Raw genomic sequence first — 18956 nt, forward strand, 5'->3', positions numbered from 1 at the left:
GCCACGACCCGGCCCAGGAGGTACAGCGCGGGCACCGCCGCCGTCAGCGGCAGGGCCACCCCGGCCGTCATGTGCACGAACCGCGACGGGTAGTCGTAGCTCGCCACCCGCAGGCCGACCAGGGCGCACACCCCGGCGCCCGCGCCGACTAGCGCACCGGAGGTGCCGATGTCCGTCAGCCCGCCCGCGGCGATGCCCGCACCCGCAGCGGCGAGCAGCGCCACCACGACGGACGCGGCACCGGGCAGCGGCAGGGCACGCGCGAGCACCGCGACGGCCACGGCGGCCGCGCCGACCGAGACCGCCTCGGGCGCCGCGGCCAGGCTGCCTCCGGCGAGGATCGTGAGCGCGGCCGAGGAGACCGTGGCCATCAGGCCGTACATCCGCTCGTCCGCGCCCGCGTGGCTGCGCAGCTGCAGCACGAGCGTGAGCAGCACCCAGACCCCGCCGGTGCCGACGATGGCCGCGGGCGCGTGCTCCCGGCCGGCGATCAGCACGAGCGCGTCGGCGACGAGCCCGCCGAGGAAGGCGAGCGCGATGCCCTGCCGGGCGGGCCACATGCCGTTCAGCCGGAACCAGCCGGCCGCCGTCAGGGCCTGCAGCAGAACCAGCGGCACGAGCAGTCCGAACGGGCCGAGGGCCGCACCACCCGCAAGCAGCAGCGCGAGCACCGCGGTGAGCGCGGCGGGCTTCAGGCCGGGCTCGATGATCGGCGACCGCCCTTCGAGCCGGGCCCGCTGGGCGTAGGTGAGGCGGGGTTCTTCGCTGGTGGCGGTGGACACGCCGGAGCCGGTCTCAGGGGACTCGGGGGACTCAGGGGACTCAGGGGACTCAGGGGACTCAGGAGGCTGGATCAGAGCACTCGACGGGGCACCGATCGGCGCGGCCTGCTGTCCCTGCGACAGATACGTGGCGTCCGCGGCGGCGTCCGACGCCTGGTGCTGGTGCAGTTGCTGGTGCTGGTGCTGGTGCTGATGCAGTCGCTGTTGTTGCTCATACGGCTGCTGGTACTGCTGCTGGTACTGCTGCGCCTGCTGCTCGTACTGCTGCGGCTGCTGATACGGGTCGTACGTGTGCTGCTCGTACGGCTCATACGGCTGCTGACTCATGGCGTGCGGGTCACCCTCCTGCGAACGGCGGGAGCACCTCGACCGTGCCGCCCTCGGCAAGCGCCACCGTCTCATGGGCGCGGGTGCCCACCGGGTCCCCGTCGACCAGGAACGAGCAGCGCTGCAGCACGCGGACGAGTTCGCCGGGGTGTCGTTCGCGGGCGGCTGCCAGCGCCTCGGCGAGGGTCACCGCGTCATACGGTTCGTCGGCGATGCCGGCGGCGGACTTGGCGGCCGCCCAGTAGCGGATGGTGCCGTTGGCCATGGCGAGCGCTCCTTTCGTTGCTACCGACTCACTACCGACTCAGTATCCGTGTTCCGCGCCCCGGCCCGTTCCGCCTGTGGAAAACCTGCCGACGGCCCAGGTCGCGACCCGGGCGAGCAGCTCGTCCCCGGCCGCGTTCTCCGCGTGCCCCATGCCCGGCTCAAGCCACAGCTCGGCGGAGCCGGCCGCGGCGTCGGCGAGCATCCGCGGATGGTCGACCGGGAAGTACGGGTCGCGGTCGCCGTGCACGATGAGCAGCGGGGTCGGCGCGATCAGCGGGACCGCCCCGGCCGGGCTGAGCGGGACCGGGTCCCACTCGCGGTGGTGGATCCGGGTGCGCAGCACGTGCCGGCCCACTACCCGTCCCGACCGGCGCGTGACCAGCCAGTGCAGGCGGCGCATCGGGGCCGTACCCCGGTAGTACCAGCGCGCGGGGGCGCTCACGGCGACGACCGCGTCGGCGTGCGCCTCCGCACGCCCCCTCCCCGTACCGTCTTCCTGCGGCGGCCGGTGCAGGGCAGCGTGCCGCAGCACCACCGAGCCCCCCATCGAGAACCCGACCGTCACCACGCGCGCGTGCCCGAGGCTGCGCGCCCAGGCCACCGCGGCCGCCAGGTCGAGCACCTCGCGGTCGCCCACCGTGGACGTGCCGCCCGACTTCCCGTGCCCCCGGAACGTGAACGTCACCACACCCGCGTACTGCGCGAAAACCGCTGCCGCGCGGCGCACGTGCGGGCGCTCCAGGTCGCCGGTGAAACCGTGCGCGAGGACGATCGCCGGGCCCCGCGCACCCAGGTGGCCGGGCTCGTAGAGGGCGTCCACGGGGACGCCGTCGGCGGCCCGCAGAGTGGTACGGAGCGTGCCCGCGTCGCCGCGTTCCGTGCTCGCCCGGCGGGGCCGCCGGGGAGTAGTTCGCGTCACACGTCCTGCCGATCCGGTGCTCATGTGGGCTATTCTCCTAGCTGAAGGACCTGGGCAGCGCAGCCCCCGGGTCCTTTCGTGCTTTCGGGCCGGTGCGCGGTACGGGCCCGGGAGAGCGGCGGAACCCAGGGCGCGGGTACCGCAGAAGCACCACCGGCTGTGCGCGTACGAAGCAGTGCCGCAAACTCCCCCACCGCCGCACACGGCGAGGGGGATGCCCCCAGCGCAGGGACCGAGGAGGAACCGACGTAATGGGCGAGCAAACCGTGCACGACCAAGAACGACCGACCCAGGCAGGTGGGTCGCGATGAGCTCTCTGCTGCTCCTGACCAACGCTCTGCAGCCCTCAGCCGAGGTGCTGCCCGCTCTCGGCCTGCTCCTGCACAACGTGCGCGTGGCCCCCGCCGAGGGCCCCGCACTCGTGGACACCCCGGGCGCCGACGTCATCCTGATCGACGGCCGCCGCGACCTGCCGCAGGTGCGCAGCCTCTGCCAGCTCCTTCGCTCCACCGGGCCCGGCTGCCCGCTGGTCCTGGTCGTGACCGAGGGCGGCCTCGCGGCCGTCACCGCGGACTGGGGCATCGACGACGTCCTCCTGGACACCGCGGGACCGGCCGAGGTCGAGGCGCGGCTGCGCCTCGCGATGGGCCGCTCGGAGATCACCGGCGACGACTCCCCCATGGAGATCCGCAACGGCGATCTCTCCGTGGACGAGGCGACGTACAGCGCGAAGCTCAAGGGCCGGGTGCTCGACCTCACCTTCAAGGAGTTCGAGCTCCTGAAGTACCTGGCGCAGCACCCCGGCCGGGTCTTCACGCGCGCGCAGCTGCTCCAGGAGGTCTGGGGCTACGACTACTTCGGCGGTACGCGGACCGTGGACGTGCATGTGCGACGGCTTCGCGCCAAGCTCGGGCCCGAGTACGAGTCGCTGATCGGCACCGTGCGCAACGTGGGATACCGCTTCGTGACGCCGGAGAAGGTGGAGCGGAAGGCCGACGCCGAGAAGGCGAAGGAGGCCCGGCCGAAGGCCGAGGGCTCCGAGCCGGCCGGGAGCAGCGGCAAGGATGCGGCTTCTGCGGCATCTGTCACCCGGCCGGGCGCAGCGGAAGCGGTCCGAGCCGGTACGCGACCTGCAAAGCGCTAGCTCTCCCCGCGTAGACTTCGCGTGTGGCCAAGGTGACGCGAGATGATGTGGCAAGACTGGCGGGGACGTCGACCGCGGTCGTCAGTTACGTCATCAACAACGGACCCCGGCCGGTCGCCCCGGCCACGCGCGAGCGTGTGCTCGCCGCGATCAAGGAGCTGGGATACCGGCCGGACCGGGTAGCCCAGGCGATGGCCTCGCGGCGCACCGACCTCATAGGCATGATCGTGCCGGACGCGCGGCAGCCGTTCTTCGCCGAGATGGCGCACGCGGTGGAACAGGCCGCAGCCGAGCGCGGAAAAATGGTCCTGGTCGGCAACTCCGACTACCTCGACGAGCGCGAGGTGCACTATCTGCGGGCCTTCCTCGGAATGCGCGTCGCCGGGCTGATTCTGGTCAGCCAGGGCCCGAGCGAGCACGCCGCCGCCGAGATCGACGCCTGGGACGCGCGCGTGGTGCTGCTGCACCGGCGGCCGGAGGCCATCGAGGACGTCGCGGTCGTCACGGACGACGTCGGCGGCGCCCAGCTCACCACCCGCCACCTCCTGGAGCACGGCCACGCGTACGTCGCCTGCCTGGGCATCACCGAGTCGACGCCCACGATCGGCGACCCGGTGGCCGACCACATCGAGGGCTGGCGGCGCGCGATGGCCGAGGCCGGTATCGCCACCGAGGGCCGCCTCTTCGAGGCGCCGTACAACCGCTATGACGCGTACGACGTCGCGCTGCGGATCCTGTCCGCGCCCGACCGGCCCACCGCGATCGTCTGCGCCACCGACGACCAGGCCATCGGCGTGCTGCGCGCCGCGCGTGAGCTGCGCATCGACGTGCCGGGCGAGCTGGCCGTCGCCGGGTTCGACGACGTGAAGGAGGCGGCGCTCACCGATCCGCCGCTCACCACGGTCGCCTCGGACCGCCCGGCCATGGCGCGGGCCGCGGTGGACCTGCTCCTGGACGACTCCCTGCGCGTCAGCGGCTCCCGCCGCGAGCGGTTGCGGCTGTTCCCCTCGCGGCTGGTGGTCCGCCAGTCCTGCGGCTGCGACTAGGACCCGGCCCCCGGGGAAGGGGCGGAGGGGGAGAAGAACGCCCCCGCGCCCGCAGCCTTACATCGGGCATACGGCCTTCTGTCGGGCTTCTCAGGACGCACTCAGACGGTTCTCATGATCGCCGGTGAAGCTCGGAGACATGACCGAGAGCTTCCGTCGCGACGGCGACCCCGACACGTACGGCACCCACCACGCCTACCCGCCGCCACCCCCGTACGCCCCCGCACCCCCGGCCGGAGGCCGCAGGCGGCGGGCCAAGGGCCCGGTCGCGCTGCTCGCCGCCGTGGCGCTCGGGGCCGCGGCGGTGGGCGGCGGCACCGCGTACGTCGCGCAGGAGTTGTGGGGGAAGACCGCGGCCGCCGCGACCACCGGCGTGAACGGGACGAACGCCGCGGCGGGCGGCAAGGGCAGCGTCAGCGGGGTCGCGAACGCGGTGAGCGACAGCATCGTGGAGATCCAGGCCGAGACGCCCTCCGGGGAGTCCACCGGCTCCGGCGTGATCATCACGTCCGACGGCGAGATCGTCACCAACAACCACGTCGTCTCCGGAGCCGCCACGGTCCAGGTGCGCACCAACGACGGGAAGACGCACACCGCCGACGTCGTCGGCACCGACGCCGACAAGGACCTGGCGCTGATCAAGGTGCGCGGCGCGTCCGGCCTGGAGGCGGCGACGCTCGGCGACTCGGACCAGGTGAACGTCGGCGACCAGGTCGTCGCGATCGGCTCGCCCGAGGGCCTGACCGGCACCGTGACCAGCGGCATCATCTCGGCCAAGGACCGCGACGTGACGGTGTCCAAGGAAGGCGGCCAGGACCAGGGGCAGCAGGGCGGCGGCGGGCGCTGGCCGTTCGAGTTCGAGGGGCGGCAGTTCAACGGCGACACGGGCTCGTCGAAGACCACGTACAAGGCCCTGCAGACCGACGCCTCGCTCAACCCGGGGAACTCCGGGGGCGCCCTGATCGACATGAACGGCGAGATCATCGGCATCAACTCCGCGATGTACGCCCCGAGTTCGGGCGGCGGCTCCGGCTCGGGCTCGGTCGGCCTCGGCTTCGCCATCCCGATCGACACGGTCAAGGCCGACCTGGCGAAGCTGCGCGCCGGCTCGGCGGACTGAGCTGCGCGGGCGCCGCGGGAGAGTTATCCACAGGCCGACGCACGTGCCGCGACTCCGTGCGAGGCTGACCGCACGACACCGGCACCAGCCCCGAGGACCCGAGAGACATGAGCCCCGAAGCCGCCCAGCAGCGCATCCTGATCGTCGACGACGAGCCCGCCGTGCGCGAGGCGCTGCAGCGCAGCCTCGCGTTCGAGGGGTACGCGACGGACGTCGCCGCGGACGGCCTTGAGGCCGTGGAGAAGGCCACGGCCACGCAGCCCGACCTGATCGTGCTCGACATCCAGATGCCCCGCATGGACGGCCTGACCGCCGCCCGCAGACTGCGCGCCACCGGCTCCACGACGCCGATCCTGATGCTCACGGCCCGGGACACGGTCGGCGACCGCGTCACCGGCCTGGACGCCGGTGCCGACGACTACCTGGTCAAGCCCTTCGAGCTGGACGAGCTGTTCGCCCGCATCCGCGCGCTGCTTCGCCGCAGTTCGTACGCGGCGGCCCTGCTCGGCGCGCAGGGCGGCGCGGAGCCCGACGTCCTGGACTTCGCCGACCTGCGGATGAACCTCGCGACGCGCGAAGTGGTGCGCGGCGAGCGTCCCGTGGAGCTCACGCGTACGGAGTTCACGCTCCTGGAGATGTTCCTGGCGCACCCCCGCCAGGTGCTGACCCGCGAGCAGATCCTGAAGGCCGTCTGGGGATTCGACTTCGAGCCGAGCTCCAACTCCCTCGATGTGTACGTGATGTACCTGCGCCGCAAGACCGAGGCGGGCGGCGAGCCCCGCCTGGTGCACACGGTGCGCGGGGTGGGGTACGTCCTGCGGTCGGGCGGCGCGGAATGAACGGTGCCGTGCGGCGCTTCCGTTCCCTGCCCCTGCGGTCCCGGCTCGCCCTGCTCGTCGCCACGGCCGTGGCGGTCGCGGTGGCGGCGAGCGCGGCCGCCTGCTGGTTCATCGTGCGGGGCGCGCTGTACGACTCCCTGGACGACTCCCTGCAGCAGAACCGGGTGTCGAGCGGCTGGGTGCTGCAGCAGGTCGACGGGGCGCAGTGCCGCTCGTCGGGGCCGTTGCTGCCGGACGACGTGAACCCGTTCAAGCTGTCCATCCAGGTCATCAACCCGCAGGGCGTCACCTGCACGCTCATCGGCAAGGGCGTCGCCGTGGCGGGCAGCGACATCGAGGTGGCGGACGGCCGCTCGCCGAAGAGCCTGCACAACACGAGATCGGAGGCGGGCACGGAGTACCGCGTCCTCACCTACCCGCTCGCGGGGTACAAGGGCGCCGTCTCCGTGGCCCGCCCGCTCACCGAGGTCAACGCCACGCTCAGCGACCTCACCCTGGTCCTCGCCCTGGTCGCCGGGGCCGGCGTGGTCGGGGCCGGGGCGGCGGGGCTGTGGGTGGCGCGGACCGGACTGCGGCCGGTGGACGAGCTGACCGGCGCGGTGGAGCACGTGGCGCGCACGGAGGACCTGACGGTCCGCATCCCGGCGGAGGGGGACGACGAGATCGCGCGTCTGTCCCGCTCGTTCAACGCGATGACGGCGGCGCTCGCGTCGTCCCAGGAGCTGCAGGCCCAGCTGATCGCGGACGCGGGCCACGAGCTGCGTACGCCGCTGACCTCGCTGCGTACGAACATCGAGCTGCTCGCCCGGAGTGAGGAGACGGGCCGGGCCATTCCGCCCGAGGACCGCAGGGCGCTGCTCGCCTCGGTGAAGGCCCAGATGACCGAACTGGCGGCGCTGATCGGGGACTTGCAGGAACTGTCCAGAGCGGACGAGACCGGCGGCCCGGGGAAGGTGCAGGTGGTGGCGCTGCACACGGTGGTGCGGACGGCCATCGACCGGGCCCGGCTTCGCGGCCCCGAGCTGACCGTCGAGGCGGAGCTGGCGCCCTGGTACGTACGGGCGGAGGCGCCGGCGCTGGAGAGAGCCGTGGTGAACGTCCTCGACAACGCGGTGAAGTTCAGCCCGCCGGCCGGCCGGGTCGACGTCCGCCTGGACCGCGGCGAGCTGACGGTCCGGGACCGGGGGCCGGGGGTACCCGAGGAGGAACTCCCGCATGTCTTCGACCGGTTCTGGAGATCTCCCTCGGCGCGCAGCCTGCCGGGCTCGGGCCTGGGGCTCTCGATCGTGGCGCGCACGGTGCAGCACTGCGGGGGCGAGGTCTCACTGCGCCGCGCGGAGGACGGCCCCGGCACGGTGGCGGTGATCCGCCTCCCGGGTGCGCCGACGCCGCCGCCGGGGGATCCGACGACGGCGAGGTGAGGTCCGGGCCGCTGATCGTCGCCGGTCAGCCGCAGGAACGCCTCGCCGAGCGTGGGCCGCCGCAGCGCGATGCCCGCGGCCGCGGCGCACGGCCAAGGTCCAGGCCGACGCAAGACTCGCGGATTGCGGACAGAACCTGACCGCAATCCTCCGTAACGTCGTACTCAAGCAATCCGGCACCGCCGGGTGACCACGACCGAGAGGCGGCCGAATCATGGTCAAGCACGTTCCCGCAGAAGCCCACGGCGACGAGCGAGGCGCCCTGCTCGCCTTCCTCGACGAGGCCCGCGGAGGCATCCGCCGCACCGTGCTCGGACTGACCGACGAGCAGGCGTCGAGCCGGCCGAGCGCGAGCGAGCTCTCCCTCGCGGGCCTGATCAAGCACGTGGCCGAGGTCGAACAGGGCTGGGTGGCCCGCGCCAAGGGCGAGGACCCGGCCGTGTCGCGCGACGAGTCCAACTGGCACGAGTGCTTCGTCCTCGTACGCGACGAGACGGTCGCCTCGCAGCTCGCCTACTGGGACCAAGTGGCCAAGGAGACCGAGGAGTTCATCCGGAACGCACCCGACCTGAACGCGACCTTCGCGCTCCCGGACGCCCCCTGGTTCCCCAAGGAGCGGGTCTCGCTGCGCTGGCTGCTGCTCCGGCTGATCAGCGAGGTGGACCGGCACGCCGGGCACGCGGACATCATCCGCGAGTCCCTGGACGGCAAGACCGCCTTCGAGCTGGTGGACGAGGCACAGAGCGGGACCGCATGAGTCGCGGGGCAGCCCTCCGGGGTACCCTAGTCAAAGTTGATTAGGGCGTGACCAGGTCGCGAAACCCAGGTCGCGAACCCAGGTCGCGAACCCGTACGAGAGGGAGGGCTGCCCCCATGTCCGTCATCCGGCTCCTGGTCCTCGGCGCCGTCCGCATGCACGGCCGCGCGCACGGTTACCAGGTGCGCAACGACCTGGAGTTCTGGGGCGCGCACGAGTGGTCGAACGCCAAGCCCGGCTCGATCTACCACGCCCTGAAGCAGATGGCGAAGCAAGGACTGCTCAAGGCCCACGAGATCGCCCCGTCCACCGCGGGCGGCCCGCCGCGCACCGAGTACGAGATCACCGAGCAGGGCACCGAGGAGTACCTGAAGCTGCTGCGCGAGGCGCTCACCTCGTACGATCAGAAGCTGGACGTGCTCTCCGCCGGTATCGGCTTCATCGTGGACCTGCCGCGCGCGGAGGCCGTGGAGCTGCTGAAGAAGCGGGTCGAGGGGCTGCAGCAGTGGCGGACGTCCGTCACCGAGTACTACACCCCGGAGGAAGGGCCCGAACAGCTGGGCCACATCGGGGAGATCATGAACTTCTGGGTGCACTCGGCCGACGCGGGCGCGGAGTGGACGCGCGGCCTGATCCAGCGCATCGAGGAGGGGGCGTACGTCTTCTCCGGCGAGGGCGAGCCGTTCGTGGGCGTGCTCGCCGAGGGCCAGGAGAACCCGTACGCCACCGGGGAGCACCATCCCGGCGACCAGGACTGAACTCCCGCACCCGCCACGGGGGTCAGAGCGGGAAGCGGCTCCGGCCGTGCTGCACGGAGATCCACTTCTGGGTGGTGAACGCGTCGACCGTCGAGTCGCCGTTGAGCCGCCCGAGTCCGGACTGCTTCTCGCCGCCGAACGCGACGTACGGCTCGTCGTGCACGGTGCCGTCGTTGACGTGGATCATGCCCGTCTCGATCCGGCGGGCGAAGCTGACGCCGCGCTCCACGTCGGCGGTGTGCACGGCGCCGCTGAGGCCGTACGGGGTGTCGTTGACGAGGCGGACCGCGTGGTCCTCGCCGTCGAAGGGGACCAGCAGGGCGACCGGGCCGAAGATCTCCTGGCGCAGGATCGGGGAGTCGTCGGGCAGGCCCGTGAGGACGGTCGGCTCGACCAGGTTGCCGATCGTGCGCCCCCGCACCAGGGCCGTGGCGCCCTCGGCCAGGGCCTGGTCGACCAGGCCGGTGAGCGCGTCGGCCTGGAAGGCGTTGATGACCGGGCCGATCTGGGTGTCCGGGTCGCGCGGGTCACCGGCCTTCAGCGCCTTGACGCGGGCCACGAACTTGGCGGTGAACTCGGCCTCCACGGCCCGGTCCACCAGGATCCGGTTGGCGGCCATGCAGACCTGGCCCTGGTACACGTACCGGCTGAAGACCGCCGCGTCCACGGCGTAGTCCACGTCCGCGTCCTCCAGGACCACGAGCGCGCTGTTGCCGCTCAACTCCAGGATCGCCCGCTTGAAGTGACTGGCCGTCACCGCGCCGACGTGCCTACCCACCCGGTCCGAGCCGGCGAAGGAGATCACCTTCGGCACCGGGTGCTCTATGAGCGCGTCACCGATCTCGGCGATGTCCGTCACGACGACGTTGAGCAGCCCGGGCGGAAGACCCGCGTCCTCGAAGATCTTCGCGATCAGACCGCCGCCGACCACCGGAGTGTTCTGGTTCGGCTTGACCACCACACCGTTGCCGAGCGCGAGCGCGGGCGCGACCGACTTGAGCGTGACGAGGAACGGGAAGTTGAACGGGCTGATGACGCCGACCACGCCGACCGGCAGCCGGTACACCCGGTTCTCCTTGCCGTCCGTGGTGGACGGGAAGATCCGGCCCTCGGGACGCACGGCCAGCTCGGCGGCCTCGCGCAGGAACTCCTTGCCGAGGTGGACCTCGTACTCCGCCTTGATGCGGGTGCCGCCGAGCTCGTCGATGATCGCCTCGACGATCTCGCCCTGCCGCTCCTCGGTGAGGCGCAGCGCCCGCTCGATGACGGCCCGGCGCGCGTACGGGCTCCGGGCGGCCCAGGGCTTCTGCTCGCGCTCGGCGGCGCGGTAGGCCTCGTCGACCTCGAAGCGGGTGGCCACGGTCACGGCGGCCAGCTTCTCGCCGTTGTACGGGTTGAAATCGATGATGTCCCACGAACCGCTGCCGGTGCGCCACTTGCCGTCGATGTACTGCCGGCCAAGGTCGGTGAAGAAGGACATGCGACCCCTTACCGCGGGTTCGGGTGCGTCATCGGCATGGTCGTTGCCGACTGATGACTCGTCATCGTACTTGTGTTTCACGACAGTTGGGGCGGCTGTTTCTCATGAGGGTTTGATGCTGCTGTTTCTCATGAGAGTTTGAGGCGGCCGTTCTCACGAGAGCTGGAGAAGGCCGCGGAGGAGATCCCGGGTCTCGTCCGGATTCGGGCTGTCCGACTGGAGCCGCTCCATGACCTTTTCGTACTGACCGACCTCTTCACGCTTGTCGAGGTACAGGGCGCTCGTGAGCTGTTCCAGGTATGCGATGTCGGAGAGGTCGGACTCCGGGAAGCGGAGCAGTGCGAAGGAGCCGGACTCGCCCGCGTGGCCGCCGAAGCTGAACGGCATGACCTGGAGGGTGACGTTCGGCCGCTGCGAGACCTCGATCAGATGCTCCAGCTGCCCCCGCATCACGGCCCGGTCGCCGTACGGCCTGCGCAGCGCGGCCTCGTCGAGCACACAGTGGAAGCGGGTGGCGCGCTCGGAGACGAGGACCTTCTGGCGCTCCAGGCGCAGGGCCACGCGGCGCTCGGTCTCGGCCCTGCCGAGGTTCGGGGCGCCGCGCTCGACGACCGCGCGGGCGTAGTCCTCGGTCTGCAACAGGCCGTGCACGAACTGGACTTCGTAGACCCGGATCAGCGAAGCCGCTCCCTCCAGACCGACATAAGTCTGGAACCAGCCGGGCAGAACGTCGGAGTAACTGTGCCACCAGCCCGCGACGTTGGCTTCCTTGGCGAGGTCGAGGAGCGGGCCGCGCTCGGCGTCCGCCGAGACGCCGTAGAGCGTGAGGAGATCCTCGACGTCCCTGGCCTTGAAGCTCACCCGCCCCAACTCCATGCGGCTGATCTTCGATTCGGACGCCCGGATCGAGTAGCCCGCCTGCTCGCGCGTGATGCCACGTGCCTCACGCAGCCGCCGCAGCTGCGAGCCCAGCAGGATGCGTCGCACGACAGAGCCGCCCCCGGGCTCGCCCGCCTGGGGGGACCCCCATGACACTCCAGCGGTCACGTGGACAACCCTCCCCACTCTCCCCGTCGTTCGCGAACGTCTGGCCAGAGGCCGCAGTCTGCCATTAAAACGCTCCGCCCCGTACTCGATCGATTACAGAAACAGGCCTCTCACGGAACAGCTTCAAAACCGGACGCAAGAAGAAATGACCCAGAACCGGTACGGGAACGTCCAACTCCGGCGCGTGCACGTGCATCTGCCCTTGCATCCGCCCTGCGCATTCGGAACGATGGGCCCCGCGCACCACCGCAACATCGCTACTGGCTGACTGGCCGCGAAACCGGGGAGTGCCTCGCATGGGGACGAATGGATCGACCATGGTCGAGCCGTTACGGCAGGGGCTTCCCCCCATCGACCGCTCAGCGGTGTCGAACGCGGCGTCCTGCGCGCTGCCGGCCCGCTACGAAGCGGTGCGCGCGGCCCGGCAGTTCACCCGGCGCACGCTGGGCGACTGGTCGCTCGACGAGCGCTTCGACGACGTCGCGCTGATCGTCTCGGAACTCGTCACCAACGCGCTGCGGCACGGCCTGCCCGCCGACACCCCGCGCGAGGCGGCCTCTCCGGTCCGGCTGCACCTGATGCGCTGGACGTCCCGTCTCGTGTGCGCGGTACGCGACCCCAGCGCCGAGTCCCCCGTCGCGCGGGACGACGCCGAGCTCTCGGACTTCTCCGCCGAGTCGGGGCGTGGGCTCTTCCTGGTGGAGTCGTTCGCGGACAGCTGGGGGTGGCATCCGCTGTCGGGCACGCGGGGCGGCAAGGTGGTGTGGGCGCTGTTCCGGCTGGCGCCGGACGAGCGCTGATCCACCCGGCGCCACTTCGCCCGGCGCCACTTCGCCTGGCGCCGCTTCGCCCGGCGCCACCTCGCCCGGCGCCGCTCCGGGCGGCACTACGCCGTCCGGCTCCCGTCTGGTTCCGTCCGGTTCCGTCCGGTTCCGTTCGGTTCCGTTCCGGGCGGATCAGCCCGCTATCAGGTGGTCGAACTCCCCGTCCTTGACGCCCAGGAGCATCGCCTCTATCTCGGCGCGCGTATAGACCAGGGCCGGGCCTTCGGGGTGGCGTGAGTTGCGTACCGCCACACTGCCGTCGGCGAGCTTCGCAAACTCCACGCAGGAGCCCTGCGAATTGCTGTGCATGCTCTTCTGCCAGGCCACACCGTCAAGCTCCGTGGCCGCCATGCCGTTGTACACGTGGTGCACAGGTCGCTCCCCGGTGGTGCCGTGACTCGTGTCGGTCGAGCCGTCAACTGCCCCGGATCATAACCCTGTTCACATGCGGATGCATGGGCAGATGCACGTGCACGCGCGGTGTTTGCCTGGTTACAGCACTGCGCGTCAATACGTGTGCCCAATCGCGCCGGAATCAGTACTCGACGGAATCGGTACGCGGAGTGCCGCCGCTTCCGAACGCCTCGCCGCCCAGCGGGAACTGCGCGGCCATCTGCGCGCCTTCGGGCTGTCCCGGGTGAACCTGCGTGAGCAAGCGCACGCCGGACATCTCCCCGGGGTGCGCAAGACGTGCTGGTAACTTGGCCCGGCTTCGTCGACCCGACACGAACCACGAGCCGTCCAGGGGGACTTCACATGATCAAGCACGTACGCGTCTGCGCCGCCGCCGCTGCGGTTGTCGCCGCCCTCGCCCTGACCGGGTGCAGCAGCGACGACGGCGGCAAGCGGAAGGGCGGCGACGGCGCCGCGGCCGAGGACGGCGCCAAGGACACCACCACCGGCGGCGGCTCGGACGACACCGGCGACACGGGCGACTCCGGCGCCGGGACCGGTGCCGAGGGCGGCATCGACGGGCTGTGGGTCTCGGTGAACGGCGGCAAGTCCGTGGTGCTCTCCGTCCAGCAGGGCGGCAAGGTGGCGGTGCTCGGCGAGCTCGGCCAGGGCGAGAAGACCGGCGCCACCTGCGTCGGCACGGCCACTGCCACGGCGATCGACCTGAAGTGCCAGGGCGGCGGCGAGCGGGAGACCGGCAAGGTCGAGTCCGTGGACGCCACTTCGCTGACCGTCGCCTGGGAAGGCGTCGGCGTCGACGAGTTCCGGAAGACGGACGAGGGCAAGCTGCCGGAGGGCATGCCGACGGACCTGCCGCAGGGCATCCCGCAGAGCTGAACCCACCGCCCCGCAAGGGTCGTTCAGCGGGCCGCGGTTCCCTCCGGGGACTGCGGCCCGCTGTCGTCACGGACGGATTCCTGCTGGTCCAGCCCGGGTTCGGGCTTGCCCTGCCGGGGTCCGGGCTTGCCCTGCCGGGATTCCTGCTGGTCCTGCCGGGGTTCCTGTTGGTCCTGCCCGCGCTCCCGCCCGGTCTCGGCGGGCTCGCGCGGGGCCGCGGTGTCCAGGGACTCGGAGAGCTCGTCGAGGGATTCGAGGAGCAGGCGGCCGCCGCGGCGCACCACCCGGTCGGGCAGGCCCTCGCCGTCCCAGTCGCGCAGCACTTCCCGTACCGACTCCCAGTCGGGCACGCGCCGCTCGCGCACGTCCTTGGCGGCTCGCTCGGTGGTCTCGCGCAGGGCTGCGGCGAGCAGCGCGGCAGGCGGTACGGGGGTGGTGCCGCGCTCCGGGAGGTGGGCCTCCATCAGCATCGCGACGCGGGCCATCTCGGCGAGCGCGTGCCCGGCGTCCTCGGTCGCCGCGCGGGACAGGCCGCGGTGCCGTACGGGTTCGTCCTCGGCCCGCTCCACCGCGTCCTGCCAGGCGATCCTGGCGTCCCGCATGGCCAGCAGGGTCTCCCGCACACCGGTGCTGTGCCGGCCCACGGGCTCGGCGTAGTGGTGCACGACCGTCGCGGCGTAACTCCCGCCCGCGACCAGCCAGTCCGCGAGCCGGGTGCGCAGGCGCGGGGTCTCCCAGGCCGGGTAGACCGCGTACGACAGCATCGCCAGGACGCCGCCGACCAGGGTGAGCACGACGCGCTCCGGCACGGTCTGGGTCCACTCGGTGCCGCCCATGCCGAGCAGGAACACGACGTACGCGGAGATCGTCACCTGTGAGACGGCGTACCCGGTGCTCATCAGGAGGTACGTGAGCGCCGCGCAGATCACCGCCAGGGCGCCGGAGAGGACCGGGCCCGGGTCGGTGAGCTGGACGACCCCGGTGGCCACGGCGACGCCGACGAGGGTGCCGCCGAAGCGGGCGACCGCGCGGCCGTACGTCTGCGAGAAGTCCGGGCGCATCACCATCACGGAGGCCATCGGCGCCCAGTAGCCGTGGCCGAGGGGCAGGGCCTGGCCGATCAGGTAGCCGACGACGGCGACGACCGTGACACGGAACGCGTGCCGCTTGATCGCCGACTCCCTTGTGCTCTGCGCCAGTTCGACGCGCATCTTGCGGGCGGCGACCGGGGCCAGCTCGGGGACGGTGGGGCGGGAGAGGGTGATGGGCTGGGTGTCGGAGGAGCTGGGGGTGGCGGGGAGGGGGGTGGTGCCGGTGACGGCGGGGCCGACGGGCGCGTCGGGGGTCTCCGCGGACTTCGGGTCGGCTGTCTGTGGCTCGGTGACCGCCGGCGGAAGGTGGTTGCTGACGGTCGGCGGGAGGTGGTTGCTGACGGTCGGCGGGAGGTGGTTGCTGACGGTCGGCGGGAGGTGGTTGCTGACGGTCGGCGGGAGGTGGCCGGCCATCGTCGACAGCATGGACCTCAGGGAGCGGCGGCCGGCGATCGAGCTCGGCGGGTCGGCCGTCTCGATCACGTCGTCGAGCAGGGCGGCGAGGCGGCCGGCCGCGCGGTGCGGCGGGCCCGTGAGGATCGCGCCGGTGTCCGGGGTGCGCAGGGCGGCGAGCGCGGCGGGCGGCAGCCCGGCAGGTACGCCGTGCCGGATCGCGCGGGCCGCGGCGTCGAGCACCTCACCGGCCGCGGCGAGGAGTTCCCGTACCCGGTCGCGCTCCACGCCCTCCGCGGGTACGCCGACGGCCGGGTCGGCGAGCGAGGCCAGGACCGGGCGGATGCGCTCGGCGAGGCCGCGGGCGCCGTGCAGTTCGACGGGGCGGCGGCGGGCCTGGCGCGGGGTGACCGTGGCCGCGTCCCTGGCCGCCATCAGCGGGGCCGGGTCGAAGGGCGCCTCCGGGTCCTGGCGCAGGCGGCGGGCGTAGTCGGCCTCGGCGGCGAGGGCGTCGGCGAGCGCGTCCCGCTGGGCGCCCCAGCGGCGTACCGGGAAGAACACGATCAGCAGCGCCTGCACCAGGCCGCCCGCGGCGATCATCGCGGCGTGGCCCGCGGCTGCCGGGAGGCTGGTCGGCAGCGTGATCGTGACCAGCATCATCGCCACGTTCGAGGCCGCGATGATGCCGACCGTCGGCCCCACCGACCAGCTCAGGCCCGCGAGGAAGGTCCACAGGGCGAGCAGCGCGAGGAACAGCACCACATGGGTGCCGGTGAGATAGCCGAGGAACGTGCTGATGCCCAGGCTGACGCCGGAGGCGAGGGCGAGCACCGGGCGCGGGCGCCAGCTGCGCTGGAACGTCGCGATCGCCGCCTGGAACGCGCCGAACGCGGAGCTGGCGGCGACGGCCGGGCCGAACAGCCAGAGGCTGACGCCGACGACGATCGCGAGGCCCGCGCCGGCCCGGACGGTGATCAGGGGCTCCAGGCGGCGCCGCTCGACCTTCAGGCCCGAGCGGGCGGTCTCCTTCAGCGCTCGCAGCCAGCTCACGTCGCGAGGATACGTCGGATGAGGGGGTGAGAGGGGGTGAGGAGGGGTCGGGAGTGATCTTTGTGCGGCGGTACGCAGGGCTCCCTGGCCGGGGCTCACATGCCGGCGCGGTCCGCCGCGGCCGTGCCCTCGTGCCAGCCGGCCGCGTCCTGGGCCGAGCGGACGCGGGTGCTGGTCGTCTCCGGGAACATCTCGTCGGTCCGGTTCGTGACCGCCACGTCGCGGGCCGCGAGGACGGGCAGCAGGTCGGCCGCGGCAGCGCCCGCCTCGTCCCGGGCCGCCGCCGTGCCGTGGTCGGCGGCCTCGTCGAGGCGGGCGGCTATGCGGTGGGCGTAGGCGAGCAGGAAGGACTGCCGGAACGTTTTCGTACGCTTACGGCCGCCCGCCCGCTGGGCCGCCTCCGCCTTCGTCATCGCGGCCGTGGCCTGGACGAGCAGCGAGGTGTGCAGCAACTCGACCGAGTCCAGGTCGGTGTCGAACCCGACCACCGTCGAGAAGCCGAACGCCTCGTTCCACACCGCGCGGCAGCGGTTCGCCGTGGCCACCGCGTCCAGGAGGATCGCCTTGGCCGACTCGTACGGGGCGGCCACGCCGATCCGGCGGGCGGCCGGGGTGTCCGGCGTGTGCGTGCGGTGGGCAAGCAGGGCCTCGTCGACGCCGTGGCGGGCCATCAGCTCCTGGGCCTTCGCGGTGAGCGCCTCCGCCTCCTCGGGGTAGCCGGTCGCCTCGGCCTTGGCGAGCAGCGCCCGGATCCGCGCCGGCGTCCGGGGCTCGGCGTGCCCCACGCGCGCGTGCACGGGGGTTCCGGGTGCGGGGCCGACCGGCTCAAGGGCGGGCAGGCGAAGCAGCAGCCGGTACAGCTCCAACAGGGCGCCGGCGTACAGAAATCGGTCCCCGCGCGGTGCCGGTCCGGGCAGCTCGTCCAGCTGGTCCTGCCAGCGCGGGGGCAGGCCGGCGGGCTCACTCTTGTAGCGCCGGATTTCCCGGCGGATCAGCTCGGCCGCGACCGTCGCGTGCTGTTCCGTCAGCTCACGGCGGACCGTACGGATCACGTCGGCCGGCTGCCAGCCGCGCTGCCAGGCGCTGCGTACGAACTCCTCGCCGCGGCGCTCCGCCTCCCGCGCGTGTGCCGGGTTCGCGGTGAGGAGGGCGGCGCCGGTGTCCACGCCGTCGTCGCCGTCCGCGTACAGGGCGGCGGCGAAGGCGCGCTCCACAGCGTCCGTCGGGCCTGTCGCGTCCGTCGGGCCTGTCGCGTCCGTCGCGTGCGTCGCGTGCGTCGCGTGCGTCGCGTCCGTCGCGTCTGTCGCGTCTGTCGCGTCCGGCATGAGTCCCTCCCGAATTCCCTCCCGCAATCACTCCCCACGCGCGCGTGGGCAGCCGTCCACGATAGCCGCGCGTCCTCGCCCCCCTGCCAGTGGCGGCCCCGTCAGCTGTCGCCGCCCTCGTCGATCAGGCGCCGCACCTCGCGGTCCACCAGACCCAGGCGGGCCTCCGCGACCAGCGGGACCGCGCGCCGCTGCCGCCGTGCCTCGTGCACATCGATGTCCACGGTGGCCAGCGCCGGCTCCCACTTGGGGGCCTGCGCGACGACGGTGCCGCGCGGGTCGACGACCCGGGAACCGCCCCAGAACGTGGCCCCGTTCTCGTTGCCCACGCGGTTCACGAACACCACCCAGCACTGCAGCATCTTCGCGGTGTACGAGAGCAGCGTGTCCCAGTAGAGGCCGGTGTCCATGGCCTCCGGGTCGAGGCTCGCGGCGCTGTTGGTGGGGACCACGATGACCTCCGCGCCGTCCTGCACCGCGAGCCACGGCAGCACCGGCTGCCAGGCGTCGTTGCAGACCAGCGTCGCCGCCCGCCCGTGCCCGCCCGGCAGGTCGTACGCGCGCAGGGACTGGCCGGGGCTGACGTGCTTGCGCTCCTCCCAGGCCAGGTAGTTGGGCAGATAGAGCTTGCGGTGCGCGTGCAGGAGCGCGCCCTCGCTGAAGTACGCGGAGGTGTTGTACGCGCGCAGGCTGGTGTGCTCGTGCAGGCCGACCAGGACGTCGGCCCCGAGGGTGGACAGGTCGAGCAGGCGCGGGTCGCGCGCCTCGACGGAGGTGTCCCGACGCAGCCCGCCCAGGTGGTAGCCGTGCAGGCTCAGCTCGGGGAAGACGACCAGGTCGGCGCCCTGGGCCACGGCCTGCCCGATCTGGTCGCGGGCGGCCGCGAGGTTCGCGTCGACCTCGCCGAGCTCACAGTCCGTCTGGGCCAGGGCCACACGCATACGGTCTCCTCCGACTCCTCCGACTCCTCCGGCTCTTCCGGCTCTTCCGGCTCTTCCGGCTCCTCCGGCTCTTCCGACCCCTCAGACTCCTCAGACACCTCCGCCTTGAGCACCGCGAACCGGTTCGTATGACTT

Annotated in this window: 18 protein-coding genes and 1 pseudogene; 10 read left to right on the plus strand and 9 right to left on the minus strand. The window is 72.3% G+C overall.

All coding sequences use genetic code 11. The features are described from left to right. From QIS99_RS25840 to QIS99_RS25850, 3 genes are all read right to left on the minus strand, one after another. Nucleotides 1–1184: hypothetical protein (locus QIS99_RS25840; protein WP_282516050.1), on the minus strand; the 1184-nt coding region annotated here is incomplete at its 3' end. Continuing rightward, the gene (locus tag QIS99_RS25845) at nt 1120–1374 is read right to left on the minus strand and encodes a MoaD/ThiS family protein (RefSeq protein ID WP_282516051.1); all 255 of its coding nucleotides are present in this window, start codon (nt 1372–1374) and stop codon (nt 1120–1122) included. The genes QIS99_RS25845 and QIS99_RS25840, both read right to left, overlap by 65 nt. Before the next feature lie 39 nt (nt 1375–1413). Next, nucleotides 1414–2319, minus strand: coding sequence for an alpha/beta hydrolase (locus QIS99_RS25850; RefSeq protein WP_282516052.1), 906 nt, complete (start codon nt 2317–2319; stop codon nt 1414–1416). A gap of 283 nt (nt 2320–2602) precedes the next feature. On the opposite strand from QIS99_RS25850, the gene QIS99_RS25855 reads away from it, so the two are divergent. The 7 genes from QIS99_RS25855 (at nt 2603) to QIS99_RS25885 (ending at nt 9380) form a co-directional block, all read left to right on the plus strand. After that, nucleotides 2603–3439, plus strand: coding sequence for a response regulator transcription factor (locus QIS99_RS25855; RefSeq protein ID WP_282516054.1), 837 nt, complete (start codon nt 2603–2605; stop codon nt 3437–3439). Nucleotides 3440–3462: 23 nt separating this feature from the next. After that, the gene (locus QIS99_RS25860) at nt 3463–4485 is read left to right on the plus strand and encodes a LacI family DNA-binding transcriptional regulator (protein WP_282516055.1); all 1023 of its coding nucleotides are present in this window, start codon (nt 3463–3465) and stop codon (nt 4483–4485) included. A 139-nt stretch (nt 4486–4624) separates the two neighbouring features. Then, nucleotides 4625–5605 carry a S1C family serine protease gene (locus QIS99_RS25865; RefSeq protein WP_282516056.1) on the plus strand — a complete coding sequence of 327 codons (981 nt, stop codon included), beginning with the start codon at nt 4625–4627 and terminating at the stop codon, nt 5603–5605. Between the two features lie 107 nt (nt 5606–5712). Beyond that, nucleotides 5713–6444: a response regulator transcription factor gene (locus tag QIS99_RS25870; RefSeq protein WP_282516057.1), complete on the plus strand. Its 732-nt coding sequence runs from the start codon at nt 5713–5715 to the stop codon at nt 6442–6444. After that, on the plus strand, nt 6441–7865 hold the full coding sequence (locus QIS99_RS25875) for a HAMP domain-containing sensor histidine kinase (RefSeq protein WP_282516058.1): 1425 nt from the start codon (nt 6441–6443) through the stop codon (nt 7863–7865). The genes QIS99_RS25870 and QIS99_RS25875 overlap by 4 nt, the downstream gene beginning before the upstream one ends. Before the next feature lie 214 nt (nt 7866–8079). Then, on the plus strand, nt 8080–8622 hold the full coding sequence (locus QIS99_RS25880) for a DinB family protein (protein WP_282516059.1): 543 nt from the start codon (nt 8080–8082) through the stop codon (nt 8620–8622). A gap of 116 nt (nt 8623–8738) precedes the next feature. Continuing rightward, nucleotides 8739–9380: a PadR family transcriptional regulator gene (locus tag QIS99_RS25885; protein ID WP_282516060.1), complete on the plus strand. Its 642-nt coding sequence runs from the start codon at nt 8739–8741 to the stop codon at nt 9378–9380. 22 nt (nt 9381–9402) lie between these two features. Here QIS99_RS25885 and QIS99_RS25890 read toward each other — a convergent pair whose 3' ends face one another. Further along, on the minus strand, nt 9403–10860 hold the full coding sequence (locus QIS99_RS25890; protein ID WP_282516061.1) for an aldehyde dehydrogenase family protein: 1458 nt from the start codon (nt 10858–10860) through the stop codon (nt 9403–9405). A gap of 153 nt (nt 10861–11013) precedes the next feature. Then, nucleotides 11014–11907 (minus strand): helix-turn-helix domain-containing protein, encoded by an 894-nt coding sequence (locus tag QIS99_RS25895; protein WP_282516062.1) that lies wholly within the window; start codon nt 11905–11907, stop codon nt 11014–11016. 296 nt (nt 11908–12203) lie between these two features. On the opposite strand from QIS99_RS25895, the gene QIS99_RS25900 reads away from it, so the two are divergent. Further along, the gene (locus QIS99_RS25900; RefSeq protein ID WP_282516063.1) at nt 12204–12707 is read left to right on the plus strand and encodes an ATP-binding protein; all 504 of its coding nucleotides are present in this window, start codon (nt 12204–12206) and stop codon (nt 12705–12707) included. A gap of 156 nt (nt 12708–12863) precedes the next feature. Here the strand turns inward: QIS99_RS25900 and QIS99_RS25905 are convergent, their stop codons facing one another. Further along, nucleotides 12864–13103: a DUF397 domain-containing protein gene (locus QIS99_RS25905; protein WP_282516064.1), complete on the minus strand. Its 240-nt coding sequence runs from the start codon at nt 13101–13103 to the stop codon at nt 12864–12866. A 190-nt stretch (nt 13104–13293) separates the two neighbouring features. Here QIS99_RS25905 and QIS99_RS25910 point away from each other — a divergent pair. Together QIS99_RS25910 and QIS99_RS25915 are read left to right on the plus strand one after the other, a co-directional pair. After that, nucleotides 13294–13431, plus strand: a pseudogene (locus tag QIS99_RS25910) (30S ribosomal protein S14); the annotation flags it as partial. A gap of 56 nt (nt 13432–13487) precedes the next feature. Next, entirely contained in the window at nt 13488–14021 is a 534-nt protein-coding gene (locus QIS99_RS25915) for a hypothetical protein (RefSeq protein WP_282516066.1), read from the plus strand. Nucleotides 14022–14044: 23 nt separating this feature from the next. On the opposite strand, the gene QIS99_RS25920 is transcribed toward QIS99_RS25915, so the two are convergent. The 3 genes from QIS99_RS25920 to QIS99_RS25930 form a co-directional block, all read right to left on the minus strand. After that, nucleotides 14045–16555 carry an FUSC family protein gene (locus QIS99_RS25920; RefSeq protein ID WP_282516067.1) on the minus strand — a complete coding sequence of 837 codons (2511 nt, stop codon included), beginning with the start codon at nt 16553–16555 and terminating at the stop codon, nt 14045–14047. A 95-nt stretch (nt 16556–16650) separates the two neighbouring features. After that, nucleotides 16651–17769, minus strand: a complete 1119-nt coding sequence (locus QIS99_RS25925; RefSeq protein WP_282516118.1) for a DUF2786 domain-containing protein — start codon at nt 17767–17769, stop codon at nt 16651–16653. Nucleotides 17770–17981: 212 nt separating this feature from the next. Continuing rightward, on the minus strand, nt 17982–18821 hold the full coding sequence (locus QIS99_RS25930) for a nitrilase-related carbon-nitrogen hydrolase (protein ID WP_282516068.1): 840 nt from the start codon (nt 18819–18821) through the stop codon (nt 17982–17984). Nucleotides 18822–18956: the final 135 nt, after the last annotated feature.

This window comes from Streptomyces solicavernae, assembly GCF_029968095.1.
In the GTDB taxonomy this organism is placed as follows: Bacteria; Actinomycetota; Actinomycetes; order Streptomycetales; family Streptomycetaceae; genus Streptomyces; species Streptomyces solicavernae.

Excerpts from the sequence above, each read along its gene's own strand:
- QIS99_RS25880 (WP_282516059.1), top strand. The coding sequence starts at position 8,080 with ATGGTCAAGCACGTTCCCGCAGAAGCCCACGGCGACGAGCGAGGCGCC.
- QIS99_RS25885 (WP_282516060.1), top strand. The coding sequence starts at position 8,739 with ATGTCCGTCATCCGGCTCCTGGTCCTCGGCGCCGTCCGCATGCACGGC.
- QIS99_RS25870 (WP_282516057.1), top strand. The coding sequence starts at position 5,713 with ATGAGCCCCGAAGCCGCCCAGCAGCGCATCCTGATCGTCGACGACGAG.
- QIS99_RS25850 (WP_282516052.1), bottom strand. The coding sequence starts at position 2,319 with ATGAGCACCGGATCGGCAGGACGTGTGACGCGAACTACTCCCCGGCGG.
- QIS99_RS25890 (WP_282516061.1), bottom strand. The coding sequence starts at position 10,860 with ATGTCCTTCTTCACCGACCTTGGCCGGCAGTACATCGACGGCAAGTGG.
- QIS99_RS25900 (WP_282516063.1), top strand. The coding sequence starts at position 12,204 with ATGGGGACGAATGGATCGACCATGGTCGAGCCGTTACGGCAGGGGCTT.
- QIS99_RS25845 (WP_282516051.1), bottom strand. The coding sequence starts at position 1,374 with ATGGCCAACGGCACCATCCGCTACTGGGCGGCCGCCAAGTCCGCCGCC.
- QIS99_RS25915 (WP_282516066.1), top strand. The coding sequence starts at position 13,488 with ATGATCAAGCACGTACGCGTCTGCGCCGCCGCCGCTGCGGTTGTCGCC.
- QIS99_RS25875 (WP_282516058.1), top strand. The coding sequence starts at position 6,441 with ATGAACGGTGCCGTGCGGCGCTTCCGTTCCCTGCCCCTGCGGTCCCGG.
- QIS99_RS25930 (WP_282516068.1), bottom strand. The coding sequence starts at position 18,821 with ATGCGTGTGGCCCTGGCCCAGACGGACTGTGAGCTCGGCGAGGTCGAC.
- QIS99_RS25855 (WP_282516054.1), top strand. The coding sequence starts at position 2,603 with ATGAGCTCTCTGCTGCTCCTGACCAACGCTCTGCAGCCCTCAGCCGAG.
- QIS99_RS25865 (WP_282516056.1), top strand. The coding sequence starts at position 4,625 with ATGACCGAGAGCTTCCGTCGCGACGGCGACCCCGACACGTACGGCACC.